15 protein-coding genes are annotated in these 14,386 nt (G+C 45.3%); 8 read left to right on the top strand and 7 right to left on the bottom strand.

The features are described 5' to 3' along the window. Positions 1 to 144: 144 nt before the first annotated feature. Positions 145 to 645 (bottom strand): acetolactate synthase small subunit, encoded by a 501-nt coding sequence (ilvN, locus tag H509_RS0116265; protein WP_028546013.1) that lies wholly within the window; start codon positions 643 to 645, stop codon positions 145 to 147. Further along, the gene (ilvB, locus tag H509_RS0116260; protein WP_028546012.1) at positions 642 to 2,387 is read right to left on the bottom strand and encodes a biosynthetic-type acetolactate synthase large subunit; all 1,746 of its coding nucleotides are present in this window, start codon (positions 2,385 to 2,387) and stop codon (positions 642 to 644) included. Before ilvB ends, ilvN begins: the two co-directional genes overlap by 4 nt. A gap of 574 nt (positions 2,388 to 2,961) precedes the next feature. Between ilvB and H509_RS0116250 the strand changes: the two genes are divergently transcribed. Beyond that, positions 2,962 to 3,402, top strand: a complete 441-nt coding sequence (locus tag H509_RS0116250; RefSeq protein ID WP_028546011.1) for a GNAT family N-acetyltransferase — start codon at positions 2,962 to 2,964, stop codon at positions 3,400 to 3,402. Between the two features lie 143 nt (positions 3,403 to 3,545). On the opposite strand, the gene H509_RS0116245 is transcribed toward H509_RS0116250, so the two are convergent. Beyond that, positions 3,546 to 3,902, bottom strand: coding sequence for a hypothetical protein (locus H509_RS0116245; protein WP_028546010.1), 357 nt, complete (start codon positions 3,900 to 3,902; stop codon positions 3,546 to 3,548). A gap of 727 nt (positions 3,903 to 4,629) precedes the next feature. Then, complete coding sequence (locus H509_RS0116240) at positions 4,630 to 5,703, bottom strand: nucleoid-associated protein (RefSeq protein WP_028546009.1); 1,074 nt, start codon at positions 5,701 to 5,703, stop codon at positions 4,630 to 4,632. Between the two features lie 267 nt (positions 5,704 to 5,970). Here H509_RS0116240 and H509_RS0116235 point away from each other — a divergent pair, with 267 nt between their 5' ends. The 7 genes from H509_RS0116235 (at position 5,971) to H509_RS0116205 (ending at position 12,840) form a co-directional block, all read left to right on the top strand. After that, positions 5,971 to 7,644: an alkaline phosphatase gene (locus H509_RS0116235; RefSeq protein ID WP_211234353.1), complete on the top strand. Its 1,674-nt coding sequence runs from the start codon at positions 5,971 to 5,973 to the stop codon at positions 7,642 to 7,644. A gap of 60 nt (positions 7,645 to 7,704) precedes the next feature. Then, the gene (locus H509_RS0116230; RefSeq protein ID WP_245596115.1) at positions 7,705 to 8,430 is read left to right on the top strand and encodes an ABC transporter ATP-binding protein; all 726 of its coding nucleotides are present in this window, start codon (positions 7,705 to 7,707) and stop codon (positions 8,428 to 8,430) included. Beyond that, positions 8,427 to 9,773, top strand: a complete 1,347-nt coding sequence (locus tag H509_RS0116225) for an ABC transporter permease (protein ID WP_028546006.1) — start codon at positions 8,427 to 8,429, stop codon at positions 9,771 to 9,773. The genes H509_RS0116230 and H509_RS0116225 overlap by 4 nt, the downstream gene beginning before the upstream one ends. Before the next feature lie 53 nt (positions 9,774 to 9,826). Next, positions 9,827 to 10,789 carry a hypothetical protein gene (locus tag H509_RS27260; RefSeq protein WP_245596113.1) on the top strand — a complete coding sequence of 321 codons (963 nt, stop codon included), beginning with the start codon at positions 9,827 to 9,829 and terminating at the stop codon, positions 10,787 to 10,789. 150 nt (positions 10,790 to 10,939) lie between these two features. Continuing rightward, the gene (locus H509_RS26850; RefSeq protein ID WP_028546004.1) at positions 10,940 to 11,584 is read left to right on the top strand and encodes a TetR/AcrR family transcriptional regulator; all 645 of its coding nucleotides are present in this window, start codon (positions 10,940 to 10,942) and stop codon (positions 11,582 to 11,584) included. 4 nt (positions 11,585 to 11,588) lie between these two features. Beyond that, entirely contained in the window at positions 11,589 to 12,245 is a 657-nt protein-coding gene (locus tag H509_RS0116210) for a hypothetical protein (protein ID WP_028546003.1), read from the top strand. Further along, the gene (locus H509_RS0116205) at positions 12,226 to 12,840 is read left to right on the top strand and encodes a GNAT family N-acetyltransferase (RefSeq protein ID WP_028546002.1); all 615 of its coding nucleotides are present in this window, start codon (positions 12,226 to 12,228) and stop codon (positions 12,838 to 12,840) included. Before H509_RS0116210 ends, H509_RS0116205 begins: the two co-directional genes overlap by 20 nt. A gap of 131 nt (positions 12,841 to 12,971) precedes the next feature. Here H509_RS0116205 and rplT read toward each other — a convergent pair whose 3' ends face one another. From rplT to infC, 3 genes are all read right to left on the bottom strand, one after another. Beyond that, on the bottom strand, positions 12,972 to 13,331 hold the full coding sequence (gene rplT, locus H509_RS0116200; RefSeq protein ID WP_028546001.1) for a 50S ribosomal protein L20: 360 nt from the start codon (positions 13,329 to 13,331) through the stop codon (positions 12,972 to 12,974). 83 nt (positions 13,332 to 13,414) lie between these two features. Continuing rightward, positions 13,415 to 13,615 (bottom strand): 50S ribosomal protein L35, encoded by a 201-nt coding sequence (gene rpmI, locus H509_RS0116195; RefSeq protein WP_028546000.1) that lies wholly within the window; start codon positions 13,613 to 13,615, stop codon positions 13,415 to 13,417. Positions 13,616 to 13,687: 72 nt separating this feature from the next. Then, positions 13,688 to 14,185 carry a translation initiation factor IF-3 gene (gene infC / locus H509_RS0116190; RefSeq protein WP_028545999.1) on the bottom strand — a complete coding sequence of 166 codons (498 nt, stop codon included), beginning with the start codon at positions 14,183 to 14,185 and terminating at the stop codon, positions 13,688 to 13,690. Positions 14,186 to 14,386 lie beyond the last annotated feature (201 nt).

The following is a 14,386-nucleotide window of genomic DNA, read 5'->3' as shown; positions in this document are numbered from 1 at the left end:
TTCCCATTGTTATATTATTGTGCCTTCTCCCCAGATGAATGTGGGTATTTCAAGTGGCAATTGAGCTTGTCCCCTGAAATACCCCTTCATCCAGAGATAAGCAGATGGATGAAAGGTATAACACCGCTAAACGAATTGTTAACGTTATTTGCTGTCTGTTACTGAACCACGAATCATCGCGGTTACACCCGTTCGGCTAATTTCACGAATACCGTAAGGTTGCAGCAATTCAATCATAGCTTCAATCTTGACCGAATCCCCTACGACCTGCACTACTAGTGTTGTCGGTCCGATATCTACGATGGAAGCACGGAATGTTTCGACTACACCAAGCACTTCCGGACGTTCACTTGGCTCTGCTTTTACTTTGATAAGTGCAAGTTCACGACCGACCATCGCTTGTGAGCTCAAATTAACTACCTTGATCACATCGATAATTTTATATAATTGCTTTTCGATCTGCTCTAGCATGTGATCATCACCTGTTGTCACAATCACCATACGGGAAAGACCCGCTTCCTCCGAAGCGCCTACCGTGATGCTCTCAATGTTGAAGCCTCTGCGTCCAAACAGACCTGATACTCGCTGGAGGACACCTGGCTGGTCATTTACGATAACGGCAATGGTATGTTTAGTGGCACTCATTCGCTATCCCCCATTATCATTTGATCTATCGTGCAGCCTTGAGTAACCATCGGATACACATTTTCATGCTTGCGTACAACAAACTCAACAACAGCTGGTCCAGGTGTATTTAACGCTTCCTCCCAAGCTTGAAGCGCTTCTTCCTTGGTCGTCGCGCGGAATCCACGCACACCGTAAGCTTCAGCCAACTTTACAAAGTCTGGGCTGCCTGCAAGGTCGATGTGGCTGTATCGATTGTCATAAATGATTTCCTGCCACTGACGAACCATACCAAGCACTTGGTTGTTAATAATCGCAACCTTGACCGGAATGTTGTTGATCGCACATATGGCGAGCTCTTGTGCGCACATTTGCATCCCACCATCACCGTTGATCGAAACGACCGTACGGTCTGGATTCGCCATCTGTGCGCCAATAGCAGACGGGAAGCCAAAGCCCATCGTTCCTAGGCCGCCAGAAGTAATAAAGGATCTAGGATGGTTAAAGCGATAATATTGAGCCGACCACATCTGATGCTGACCAACATCGGTTGTTACGATGGCATTACCATGTGTCGTATCATGAATCATCTCGATGACCCACTGCGGCTTTAACTCATCACTTGAATCGATATAACGAAGCGGTTTATCCATCTTCATTTGCTTCACCAGATTGCGCCACTCTTCCGCGTTATCGGTGTGCTTAATTACAGTATTAGCTTGCTTAAGTGTCGTCAAAATGTCGCCTACGATCGGAATATCCGTCGGCACGTTTTTGCCGATCTCTGCTGGATCGATATCGATATGGACAATCTTGGCATAAGGCGCGAAGCCTTCCAACTTCATCGTCACCCGATCATCAAAGCGTGCGCCCACATTGATAAGCAAATCCGCTTGTTGAATGGCGTTATTGGCTGTATATGTGCCATGCATCCCTGGCATGCCGAGCCACAATTCATGCCCGCTAGGGAAACCACCAAGCCCAAGTAATGTTGTAGTGACCGGAATGCCCGACTTATTAACAAACTCCAACAGCTCATCATGTGCCCCGGAATGTACGACTCCTGCCCCCGCCAAAATGAGTGGGCGCTCTGCCTGCTCAATGGCCTTGATCATTTTGTCAACCTGATACTTATTCGGCGAAACCGTTGGATTGTACCCGCGAATGTCGATTTCGGTTACAGGTTTGAACAACGTTTTCGCAGCTGACACATCTTTCGGAATATCGATCAATACGGGTCCTTTGCGACCTGTTGAAGCAATGTGGAATGCTTCGTGTATTACACGGGGCAAATCCTCTACATCACGCACCAAATAGCTATGTTTCGTAATCGGCATCGTAATGCCTGTAATGTCCGCTTCCTGGAAAGCATCCGTTCCAATCAGTGTAGTGGCTACGTTGCCTGTAATAACAACAAGCGGGATCGAATCCATATATGCAGTCGCTATACCTGTCACCAAGTTCGTAGCACCCGGACCAGAAGTCGCTATACAGACGCCTACTTTACCGCTTGCGCGAGCATAACCGTCGGCTGCATGGATAGCACCTTGCTCATGACGTGTCAGCAGGTGATTAAAGTCATCAAAGCCATGCATGGCGTCATAAATGTAAAGCACTGCCCCACCCGGATAACCGAAGACGCACTCTACACCTTCCAACAATAAGCTGCGCAGCAAGATTTCCGAGCCTGTAATAATATCCGGCTTCATCCATTTTTCTCTTAATTCATCTTTTGATCGCATGGTCGTGTGATGTGTGCTCATTCGCCATCCTCCTTAGCTTCATTTCATGGTTGAATCCGTTAAAAACACGTTATAGATATTAAAAAAACCTTCCGTCTCCACACAGCTATAGCTGTGTAGGGACGAAAGGTTTAGCTTCCGTGGTACCACCCAAGTTCGCTTTGCATCTCGCAATACAAAGCCTCCATAAGTACACGAGTCCAATCTCGTATACTTGACGCCTAACGCGCGTCTGACGATTCTTCCTAGTAGGATCATGTAATTCCTCAAGTCATAACTAGGTTATGACTATCATCATCTGTTCAGAAGAACAGCTCCGAGGTGAGCTCGCACATCAGGGATTCTGGCGTCGGTTTCAGCAGTGTTCCGAACGCTCTCTGTTCAAAAGGGCCCTAAGTCTTCGTCCTCTTCATAGCCGTTGGGATTATATAACAATCCGTGTTGCCGAATGTTTAGAAACATTATATTCCTCCACCCCTAGGGAGTCAATAGGCTGTTTTTAAAAATTTGGAGCGTCGCACCCGTCAGGCCGTACTGGCATAACTTATAAAAAAATATGGCCATCTGGCACAAAACGCCTCTTGGAGGTATGCTCATGCTGCGATTGCGTAGGCCGGGATCAGATGATGATAGCATTTGGCAGCTCATCGTTCAAGAGCTGATTCCGCGTTCTAACAACGAATGGGACGCCAAAGAAATTAAAGACGAATTGCCGCAACGTTTGAAGCGCGGCATCACTTACGTATATACGGACGGTCTTAACCGGATATATGGATTTATTCACGCCGTATTCAACAACAGCAAGCTGATTATCGACATGCTCGCTGTAACTGAACCTATGCATGGCAAAGGCATTGGACTCATGCTCTTGCGTGCAACAGAGCAAGCAGCTCTACAGAAAGATTGCCGATCTTCCTTGCTGCTAATTGATAAGGGCAATGATCAGGCCAAACGTTTCTATGAACGCAACGGTTACGTTAGAACTCGTTATATTCCAAGTTTAAAATGTTACGAAATGGAAAAAAGGCTGAAATAACTCTTCTCTCCTCATGTTGTATTCCTAGTCAACTACTGTCCTACACCCTAGCTGCCTCATTTTCCCTCCATGCCAAACAGCCCGGAGTCTCCCGCTCCGGGCTGCCAACTCGCTCTGCTTCCTCACGCGACCGAATGTTATCCTTAACGGTAAATATTACCGTAGTGTCCGCCGCAGCAGCCATAACCGCCGCCGTAGCCGGTACCGTAACCCCCACCATACCCGCCGCCATAGCCCGCGTACCCGCCATGACCGTAACCACCACCATAGCCACCATAACCATATGGCTTGCTGCTGTAAGCACCAATTGCCAGCAAATCAAACAACACTAAAGGCAAAATCGCCTTTGTTCTAACTTGTTTGCCTTTAGGCTGTTCCAATACAAAACGATCCCCACTTATCCGGACAAGCTTGCCGGTAATTACAGAGCCATTTTTACGCACCGCATAAATGTGCTTGCCTACCCATTTGCGGGCCTCGGCTTGTGTAACTCCACGCATGAGCACTCCTCCTTTTTCGTTCCTACGTTTTAGCTTATGCACGATAGACAACGCTGCTTGTATTCGTAACCCTATCAACTTCCAATCTGTGCTAGAGTCCTAGAAACTACAAGCAGTCTGTGAGGAATGTCAGACGCTCTCGCTGTTATAAACCAGTTCAATATATTGGGTTTTATTGGAAGAAAAGAGTATAAAACAGAGCACGTTGCGCGCACCCTAACCAACAACAATTGTCCTCCTGATAAGGACATCGCTAACAGATTCTACTGCTATATTTTAGCATGTATCGGCCGCCATAATTTCAAGAACGTTTGTAAAGCAACTACTTGATCAGCCCCAAACGAACGAAATTAGAGTCCTTCTTTTGTAGACGCTTCAAAGTGCTCCCTGCTATGTTATTCAGGGCTACTCCATATGATTGCACGATAATTCATATCTTTATTGTAGGGCTTCCCTTTCACCAACACGTTTAACAGCTACCCGAATTTCATTCTCCAACTGTTCCATGATCATGCCGCAGGGAACGTTAGCCAGGATATGAAATTATTACATAAACGAGCAACTTGTCCACATAAGGGAGACATTCGTTTTTGGAGTCTTACCCTTCTAGCTAGTTATACGATCGATATCATTTACTGCCACATTAGTAGCACTTGGGTTCCATTTAACAGCAAAAAGCACACCTTCTGTTAACCGAACTAACAGGGGTGTGCAAGTTGACTATCCTCTACTCTTCCTCGTTAAAATACACTTTATAGAAATACATTTGGCGCTCCTCATCATAACCGCGCTCCAAATAGGGGAAACTTTCATTTTTTAACTTGATGTCAATTCCAGTATCCGTTTTGATATTGTTGCGTATAGACTGCTTCGCCTTCTTGAGAGCTACATGTGAAATCGGCATCGCATCAAAAGGAGGAAGATCATTTGCTTCCTCATACGTTTCTTTGTATGCCTTAAACATCGGAGCATGCTGTGCATGTTGAGGACGCTCATGCAGCACAGTGTCGACAAACGATTGCTCATCAAACGTATCATGTTTAGAAAAATACTCCATCGTGCTGTTAATGAACTCCAGCTTCTCTTTCTTCTCGGGCAGTGCTGAGGCAGGCGCAATGACGCTGTCATAAAATTCACTACACATCGTAATGGCCTCATCCGTATAATAATGCTCGTCCTCTACCATCACAAGCTGTAAGAAATCATCTTTCCAATATTGCGCTTCCTCAAAGCCGCGACTTCCCGTATCTACCATACATACCCGATAGCCCGAATCAGCATATAAATTAAAAATAATACAGCCTTTATCGAGCTTCTTAATGTTAATTCCTTCTTGTAAATAGACACCTAAATCCGTGTCTGACTTCTCTTTTACTTGAAGAAATGCGTCTTTATTTTCCGACTTAAATATCCCGATTGCGTCTACACTGAAGTTTCCGTAAAGCACATTAGTAAAATGGGTTACGTACAATTCCCCCGGCTTGATTTGAGGGTGTGTAGACTGCGCGTATAAGTGGTTCAAAATATGAACCGATTGCTCTTGAAAAGTTGCTGGCTGATCGAATATACGCGAGGCAAACGTATAAATTTCATTCATACTTAGCTCCGCTTCATGATGAAGTCGATAAAACCAATCAAACTTAAACGGTTTTACAAAATATTGCGTGAGTGCAAGCCGCAGCTCGTCATCCCCCTCTACATCGGTCAAATCCCGTGAAACCCATACGCCCTCGTCACGAGCAGCGCTTCCTACTTTATGAATAATAAGCTGATGAATATGAATCTGCGATACATCAATCACGTTAAAGGTTCCTCTCTTCCGTACAGCATTCGTAAAGGAATTGTAAGCTTAGCAGTCTAGTCAGGTCAATGGATAATTTATAGCATGAAACCTATACATGTAGAAAAAGTGATGCAATCATCGTATTATTTACACGAACTTTACACGTACTTAAAAGCGACTTAACAATCAACCTCTACAATAAACTTGTCAAACCAAAAATAGTTGGAGGGGTTACTGTTGAACAAATATGTACGTAAATCGTTAGTTGCTGGCTTGGCGCTCATCATGCTTCCATTTGGTGCGCTGCAAACAGAAGCCGCCCAAACGAATGCTACCAAAAATGCCACGCCTTCATCCAAAAACTTAATCGTCCTCATCGGCGACGGCATGGGTCCCGCGCAAGTATCAGCTGCACGAATCTTCTCCAAAAACAAGTTAAACAAGCCCCACTTGAACATCGACAGCATCTATGTAGGTCAAGCGACTACTTTTGCTGACAAAGGCGAAGACGGCAACAAAGTCGTATCCGGTGAGGTTACGGACTCCGCGTCCGCAGGTACTGCATTTGCTACAGGACATAAGACATATAATGCCGCAATCAGTGTTTCAAATGAAGACATTTCGAAGCCATTCGCTTCCATCATTGAAGCTTCTGAGCAAGTTGGCAAGTCGACTGGCCTTGTTACAACGGCACGGATCACACATGCTACACCTGCCGTATATGCATCACATGTCCGCAATCGCGATAACGAGAATGCAATTGCATCTCAATACTTAACCTCTGGTGTTGACGTGCTTCTCGGCGGTGGCAAACGCCACTTCGTGGGCAAAGACGAAAAAGGCAAGCGTGAAGGAAAATCAATCATTCCTGATTTCCAAGCAAAAGGTTACAAAGTCGTTTACGATAAAAAAGGGCTAAACGCTTTGACTGCCAAAAACGGTAAAATTTTAGGTCTGTTTAATGATTCCCATGTAGACTATGTCATCGATCGCAAGCAGGAAACACCAAGCTTGGCTGATATGACAAAAAAAGCTATCGAATCGCTCGCTACAAACAAGAAAGGCTTTACGATGATGGTTGAAGGCGGTCGTATCGACCATGCCGGACATGCGAATGATTTCGCATCTGTAATTCAAGAAATGCTTGATTTTGACGCAGCTGTCAAAGTCGCGCTCGATTATGCGAAAAAAGACGGCAATACGTCTGTTGTCATTACGGCAGACCATGAGACAGGCGGCTTGTCCCTGTCACGTGACGATATTTACGAGTTAAATGTGAACGCCTGGAACAAACAAAAAATTTCTTCCGAACAGCTCGGCCCTAAATTAAAAGCCGTTAAAACAACAGCGGAAATTAAGCAGCTCGTAGAAAAGTATACAGGATATAACGATTTGACAGAAGAAGAAGCTCAATTCATTATCGACGGCGACAAGTCTTCTTATGCACAAGAAGGTGCATTTAACGCCGTAATGTCAAAGCGTTATTTGGTTGGCTGGTCTGGTCATGGCCACTCCGCAGTTGACGTAGGTGTCTGGGCATATGGCCCAATTGCACAGTCCGTCAAAGGACAAATCGATAATACCGATATCGCCAAAAGCGCAGCTAAAACGGCAGGCTTGGATCTGAACAAAGCATCTGCTGACTTGCAAAGCAAGCATCTCTATCCGAAATTTAAAGTAACACGTGAAGGTAGCGTAATGTATCCTGCTCCTGCACTTGCCAAGTCGCTTGGCATTGCTGTAACAAGCGACACTAAAAATAACGTGACTACGTTTAAAAAAGGGAAAGTAACGTTGCAAGTGAAGGACGGTACGACTGTAACCGTAAATGGCCAAGCTACAACCCTTCCAGCCGAGATTGACCGCGGTGTTCTCTACTTAAACTTGGATGCCTTTAGCAAATTGAATGGCACTGCTTTGAAGTGGGACGCTTTATCTGAGCGAATTGTATTAAAATAACAAGCTGTCAAATAATAGGGCAGGATGGCAGCCGTCATCCTGCCCTTTCCCGTGAGGTGTATGATGATACAAATCCACCAGATTCGCAAGTCCTATCGCACACAACAGCAGGAACTGCCGATTGTTCATGTTGAGAACTGGCACATCCAGCAAGGCGAACAAATCGCACTTCTTGGACCAAGCGGCAGCGGAAAAAGTACACTGTTGTATTTGTTATGCGGCGTGCTTCCGCTTGACGCAGGCGAGCTGTACATTATGGATCAGCCCTTACATCGGATGAATGAGATGCAGCGAGATCACTTCCGTGCCAAACATATCGGCATAATTTTTCAAGATTTCCATCTCATATCTTCCCTCACAGCTAGGCAGAACATCGAATTAGTTTATGAAGGCCCCCACAGAGGGCGCGAGCGCTACGCCCATATTCAGCAGTGGTTTGAACGTGTTGGTTTGCATGATCGCATGAATCATCTGCCTGGACAACTGTCCAGAGGGCAGCAGCAGCGTGTCGCTATTATTCGTGCACTCGTTAACCGTCCTGCACTCTTGCTTGCAGATGAGCCTACGGGCAGTCTTGACTTCGAAACCGCCCATGACACTATGAATTTGCTATTGTCTTTATCAAGGGAAGAACAAGCGACCTTGATTACGGTTACGCATGACCAGCATCTCGCTATGCGATATCCGATGCAGATTCATATTGAGGAGGTCAATCGTTGTACACAACGTCATCACCATCAGCTTTACGGTACGGGTTCTAGCTTGAAAGGAGCGCAGCAAGCATGAATGTTGTTCACATCTTATGGCGCAACGTGATGCATCGCAAAGCATTATCCTTTTTAACGATACTATCCATAACACTTACAACTGCACTACTCGTCATCTTGCTGCAAGCAAGCGATGGTGTGGAGCAAAGCGCGCAGAAAGGTTATGGTCCCTTTGAACTCACCATAGGTGCTAAAGGCAGTCAGACACAACTGGTGCTAAACACCTATTACCGTGTTGGATCACCAATCGGCAACATTCCGCTACAGGTGCTGCAACAATTGAAGCAAGAGCCAGAGGCAGCACACGTATATGCGATGACTGCTGGAGACGCTTATAATCGTTATCCTATTGTAGGCATCGAGCCTGAGTACTTTCTGACACGTTATGGCGATCAGAGGCTGCAAGCGGGTACGATGTATGCCAATACAGGCGAAACGATCGTAGGCGCTCATGTTGCCAAAATGCTTGGCTTAAAAGTTGGGGACACCTTCCACGGCAGTCACGGGCTCGTTCACGAAGGTGGAAAGTCATTTGATACGCATTCAGGAACGGCGGCTTCTGCTACTAATGAGCAGGACGAACATTCAGACGAACAACCCCATGAGGACACCTCTCCTGTCGAGGCGTCTTCACCTACGTCAGAAGCAGGTCCGGAGCAAGTGACTGCGAACAGTCATCCAGCGGAGGATCATGATCAGCATGAGCATTTTGAGTACAAAATTGTAGGAATTCTTCCGTCTCTGGGTACGGCTGATGATCGAGCTGTATTTACAACCGTAGATTACGCCTGGCATGTACATGGCATTACACATGATGAAGACAAAACGGTCACCGCCATTCTAGTGCAGGCCAAGTCACTGCTTGGAACACAGTTCATCAAGAACAAGTATGACAAGCGTGTTGATGTGCAGGCCGCCTATACGAGCAAATCTGTAGCAGATGTTGTAAATGTTGTAGATCAAGGAACCGAGTTAGTCAGCTTTGTATCCATGATCTGTGTTGTGCTCGCTGCTATTTCCCTATTGCTCTCGTTAACGTCAGTGGTCACGGAGCGTAAAAAAGATGTCGGTCTTATGCGCCTTGTTGGCAAATCAAGACGATATGTATGGTCCGTCCTTATTGGCGAAGGGATGCTGTTAACCTGCGTGGGTCTGTTATCTGGCCTGCTGATCGGCCATCTTGTCACCTATTTATGTGCCAGTCCGATTTTAGAATGGACCGGCGTTCATGTTAACGCGGCCACATTTGTACCTGGTGAAGGCTGGCTCCTGCTTGGTACTCTGCTGATTGGCTTTATCGCTTCTATAGGACCTGCATGGAAAGTATATCGAGTTGACCCGTTGCAGCTTTTTAAAAGCTAACTGCACGCTGTCAAGCTTAGGACTTCATTTCCTAACTAAAGTGAGGGATACATATGAACCGAAATACAGCTATGGCGATAACAGTTGCCATCACCTGTGGAGCGCTGCTAACTGGCTGCGGACAATCGAACTTGTCAAAGGGTCAACAACCAGATTCTTTTGCAGCAGCAGCGACATCAGCAGCAACGCATAATAAGGTCGTATCTGCCGCAAAGGAAACGCCGATTGAATATCCTGCCTCCTCGGGCAACGCTGATGTAAAAAACTTACCTGAATCTATTGTTGGCAGCTCGAAGGAACAAACAAACTCGGCCTCCGAGAAAAAGGAACTGGATGCCTCCGCAAGCACGACTCGTAATAGCAAAAAAAGCAGCGCTGCTGCCCCTGATACGAATGTAACAAGGGAGAGCGAGACCGTACGGCACCAATCAGCCGATTCAGTCCGAACTACGTCTCCCAAGTCATCCAAGTCGGAAGGCTCGTCAGCAACAGCTCAAACATCAGCTCAAGTCAAAGGAACTCAAACAGCGGCCAATAATAACACATTAAAGAAGCCCACACCAGCTCAAGGTAGGCATTCTGACAGTCAAAGTAAAGCGGCCGAAACACCATCAAAGCCTGCTGTACAGCAGCCTGCGGACAAGACATATTCAAGTACGCTGTTATGGTCTGAATTTTTTGATAATGAGAAGCAAAATACACCATCAGAGAAGTTTTGGGAGCTAAGTGGTAAGCAAGTCACCATTAAAGGTTACATGGGGGAAGTGCTTTCCTTTGATAAAAATTGGTTTCTACTTATCCCTGCACCTGGTGCAGAATGCCCATTTGACAACGGTGATGAAACGTATTGGAACAAAATTATGATGGTATTTGTCCCTAATGATACGAAGCTTCGTTATACATCAGGACCGCTTGAATTGACAGGAACACTGGATGTAGGCATCAAAATTGATGAATCTGGATATAAAACGATGTTTCGTTTATATGATACGTCTTTTGAAAAAATAAGCGAATAACAAAATCGCACCTGTTAGCGGTCCCGGATGGGCAAGCCTAAGCAGGTGCCTTTTTATTTCAGCGATTCCCTATTGACAAATGTTACCTTGTAGCTAATAATTATGAGTGTACTCATTAATGAGCATACTCATAATTGAAAGGAGTTTATGATGAGCGGTATCCGAATGGCCAAGAAAGAAGCGACTAGAAATCTAATTTTGGAGCATGCCTATAATCAATTTATACAATTAGGCTATGGCAAAGTGACTACCTCTAAAGTAGCCAAGGCAGCAGGCATCGGCGAAGGCACGTTGTTTAACTATTTTCATTCGAAAGGTGATCTGTTTGTCAGTGCTATGTTTGGTGATACGGTGATCCGGCCTTACACACCTCCTGATCAATCTATTAACAGCATAAAAGAGCTATCAGCTGCGATTACTACAATCATTGATTATTATTTAAGTAATATTAAATCCATCAACAAGGACTTGTTAAAGGATTTCTTCTCCGTTGTGTATGGCAATCAGGCTAGCGCCTCTACTTTAACTCGCAGCAGCTTGTTTAAGTTGGATCAGTTGATCATTGGCCATATCGAGCAGCTACTGCTATCCGTTATAGAAGAAGTGGATCACGAATTAGTTCTGCAACCTGCACTTAGTTGTATTGCCGCCTGTGTCACTCATCAACTTAGCCTGTACGTACTAATGGACGATTATCAGTATGATGACATGCTTCTTGCCCATCAGCGTGGTATTGAATTTGTGCTGCAAGGTAATGTAAACATCCAATCTATCCATCATAAACGTGGAGAGTGAGCGTATGGCAGAGCAAGCCCGGATTAATTGGCATTATAGCGGGAAGGAAGATTTAGGTGCTGGAACAGGCGCTTATATCGAAGAAAAAGCATTGGGGTATTCAGGCTGTGTCGCACTTGTCGCATTGTTAATTTACTTGCTAGTTACAGGTTATGTGCAATGGAATGGACTACAAATTACGATTGCCTTCCTGCTTGCTTTTGATATTGGAGGAGGCCTAGTAAGCAATTCCTTGAACTCTTGCAAACGGTTCTACCATACTCCCCTGTTATCCACCGAAAGCAAGCGAGCCGCGATCGTCAAAAATAAGTTCCTGTTTAGCAGCTTTCACATTCACCCGCTTGTTGTAGGGCTGCTGTATGGTCCGATGGACATCACGTATGGACTAATCTGGTACTCCCTGTTTATGATTTCTGTCTTTATTGTCTCCATTACCCCTTTGTATTTAAAACGTCCCGTATCTATTCTAATTATTCTTTTCGTTATTCTCATTCAACTTTATGCGATTCCCCCTATAGTGGGCTTTGAATGGCTGATTCCCCTTTTATTTCTTAAAGTGATTAATGGCCATCTCGTAAGAGAAGAGCCTTACAGGAAGGTAACACAGAAGAAAGGCAATCCCTGTACAGGAGGTGTCCATGATGAGCACAATCGTAGTTAGACCAGCCTCTGAAACCGATTTTAACTTTGCCTTCGACCGGATCATCTCTGCTGGGGGCGGCCTTATCGAGAGGGTGCTAGGAGGTGGGCGGGAAGATAGGGCAAGAAAGGTTATGCAAGTATTGTGGACGGCTGAACCTAATCCTTTTTATTATCAGGCCAGCTTGGTTGCAGAAATAAAGGGTACTCCTGCTGGTTTACTGACCTCGTTTGATGCTAGAAATAGTGACTGCGCAAGCTTGTCGTTACCCTTATTAGCTCGTGCTGGCGGTATAAGGCTGATTGCCTACCACTGTCTCCACCCGCTGCTTGGCATCCAGTCGCAAAGGTTAACCGCCAAAACTACTGATGAGTGGTACATTAACTTTATAGCTACCGCTCCCCGCTATCAAGGTCTCGGAGTAGGCAATGCGCTTATGCATGAGGCCTCTCAGCAGGCAAGGCAGGTAGGATTGCCCAAGTGCTCCTTATTCGTAGAACCTGCTAATACTCCTGCTATTCAACTCTACCGAAAACACGGATTTGTCAAGCAGTATCAGCTAATGAAGCCCGTGCCTTTTGTGAAAATGACAGCCTATCTTGCCAATTCAACATAAAGAAAAGATATCTTCTTACTTGAACCATTTGTTGCATCCAAACCAAAAGTGCACCCGTCAGATTACAGAGGACGACGTCCTATGCTCATCTAAAGGGTGCACTTTATAAAATGCGCAGTTCAAAAGCTGAACTATGCGTTTACTTTTTCTTTTGCTACAGCAGCCAAGGAGTTGAACGCATCGATATCGTTTACTGCCAAGTCAGCAAGCATTTTACGGTTGATGTTAACTTCAGCCAATTTCAAGCCGTGCATGAATTTGCTGTAAGACAAACCGTTCATACGTGCTGCTGCGTTAATACGAGCGATCCACAATTTGCGGAAATCACGTTTCTTAACGCGACGATCGCGGTATGCATACAGCAAGGATTTCATTACTTGCTCGTTTGCTGTTTTGAATAAACGGTGTTTGGAGCCAAAGTAACCTTTAGCTAGTTTCAATACTTTCTTATGACGACGACGTGTAGTAAATCCGCCTTTAACTCGAGCCATTCTAGGTAACCTCCCAATTGATTCTAATATGCATATAAATGCTCATGCTTTGTGTGGCGCGCACACAAAAGCGAATAAATTCATTACTTCAAGTTAGCCAATTGTTGCTTCAGACGACGAACGTCACCAGCAGCCATTACTGGGCTTGTAGCCAATACGCGCTTAGTACGTTGCGACTTGTGTGAAAGCAAGTGGTTACGGCCCGATTTATAACGGCGAACTTTACCAGTACCAGTGATTTTGAAGCGGCCTTTAAGGCTGCTGTGCGTTTTCATTTTAGGCATTATCATTTCCTCCTCAATAATTAATCCAAGCCGCCACCTTCACCTGCGTGGCGGGACTATTTAATCGGTAAATTAAGTAGTCTTAGGTGCCAATATCATAATCATGCTGCGTCCTTCCAACTTAGGTTGGCGCTCAATGATGCAAAGATCAGCTGTTTCTGTCTTTACACGCTCCAACACACGTTGACCAACTGCTGCATGCGCGATTTCACGGCCGCGGAAACGAACAGAGCATTTTACTTTGTCGCCTTCGCCCAAGAACTTAATTACATTACGCAGCTTTGTCTGGAAGTCATGCTCATCAATGTTGGCACGGAACCATACTTCTTTAAGATCAACGATCTTCTGGTTCTTGCGTGCTTCCTTCTCTTTCTTCTGTTGCTCATAACGGAACTTACCGTAGTCCATAATGCGGCACACAGGAGGCTTAGCCTGAGGAGCCACATTCACAAGATCCAGGTTCGCATCAATAGCCATTTGAAGAGCCTCACGGAAAGGCTTAATTCCGATTTGCTCACCTTCGGCACCTACAAGACGTACTTCCTTCGCACGAATTTCTTCGTTGATAATATGATCCTTACTAATGACCTGCCACCTCCAAATACGATTTACCAAACTTCATTAAAAAAAGGGATGTTAGCTCTCAAAAGAGCCCACATCCCTCACTATACATTATCGAGTGAGTACCGTTAGTACGGTAAAGTTCAAAGACCAGCCAACCAAAGTCGGTCAGGTGAGAAGCGGGCGCCTCTGCTTTTCATTAATCATACT

It is taken from the genome of Paenibacillus taiwanensis DSM 18679 (assembly GCF_000425125.1).
Lineage (GTDB): Bacteria > Bacillota > Bacilli > Paenibacillales > Paenibacillaceae > Paenibacillus_B > Paenibacillus_B taiwanensis.
This window is presented reverse-complemented; position numbering and strand designations above follow the sequence as displayed.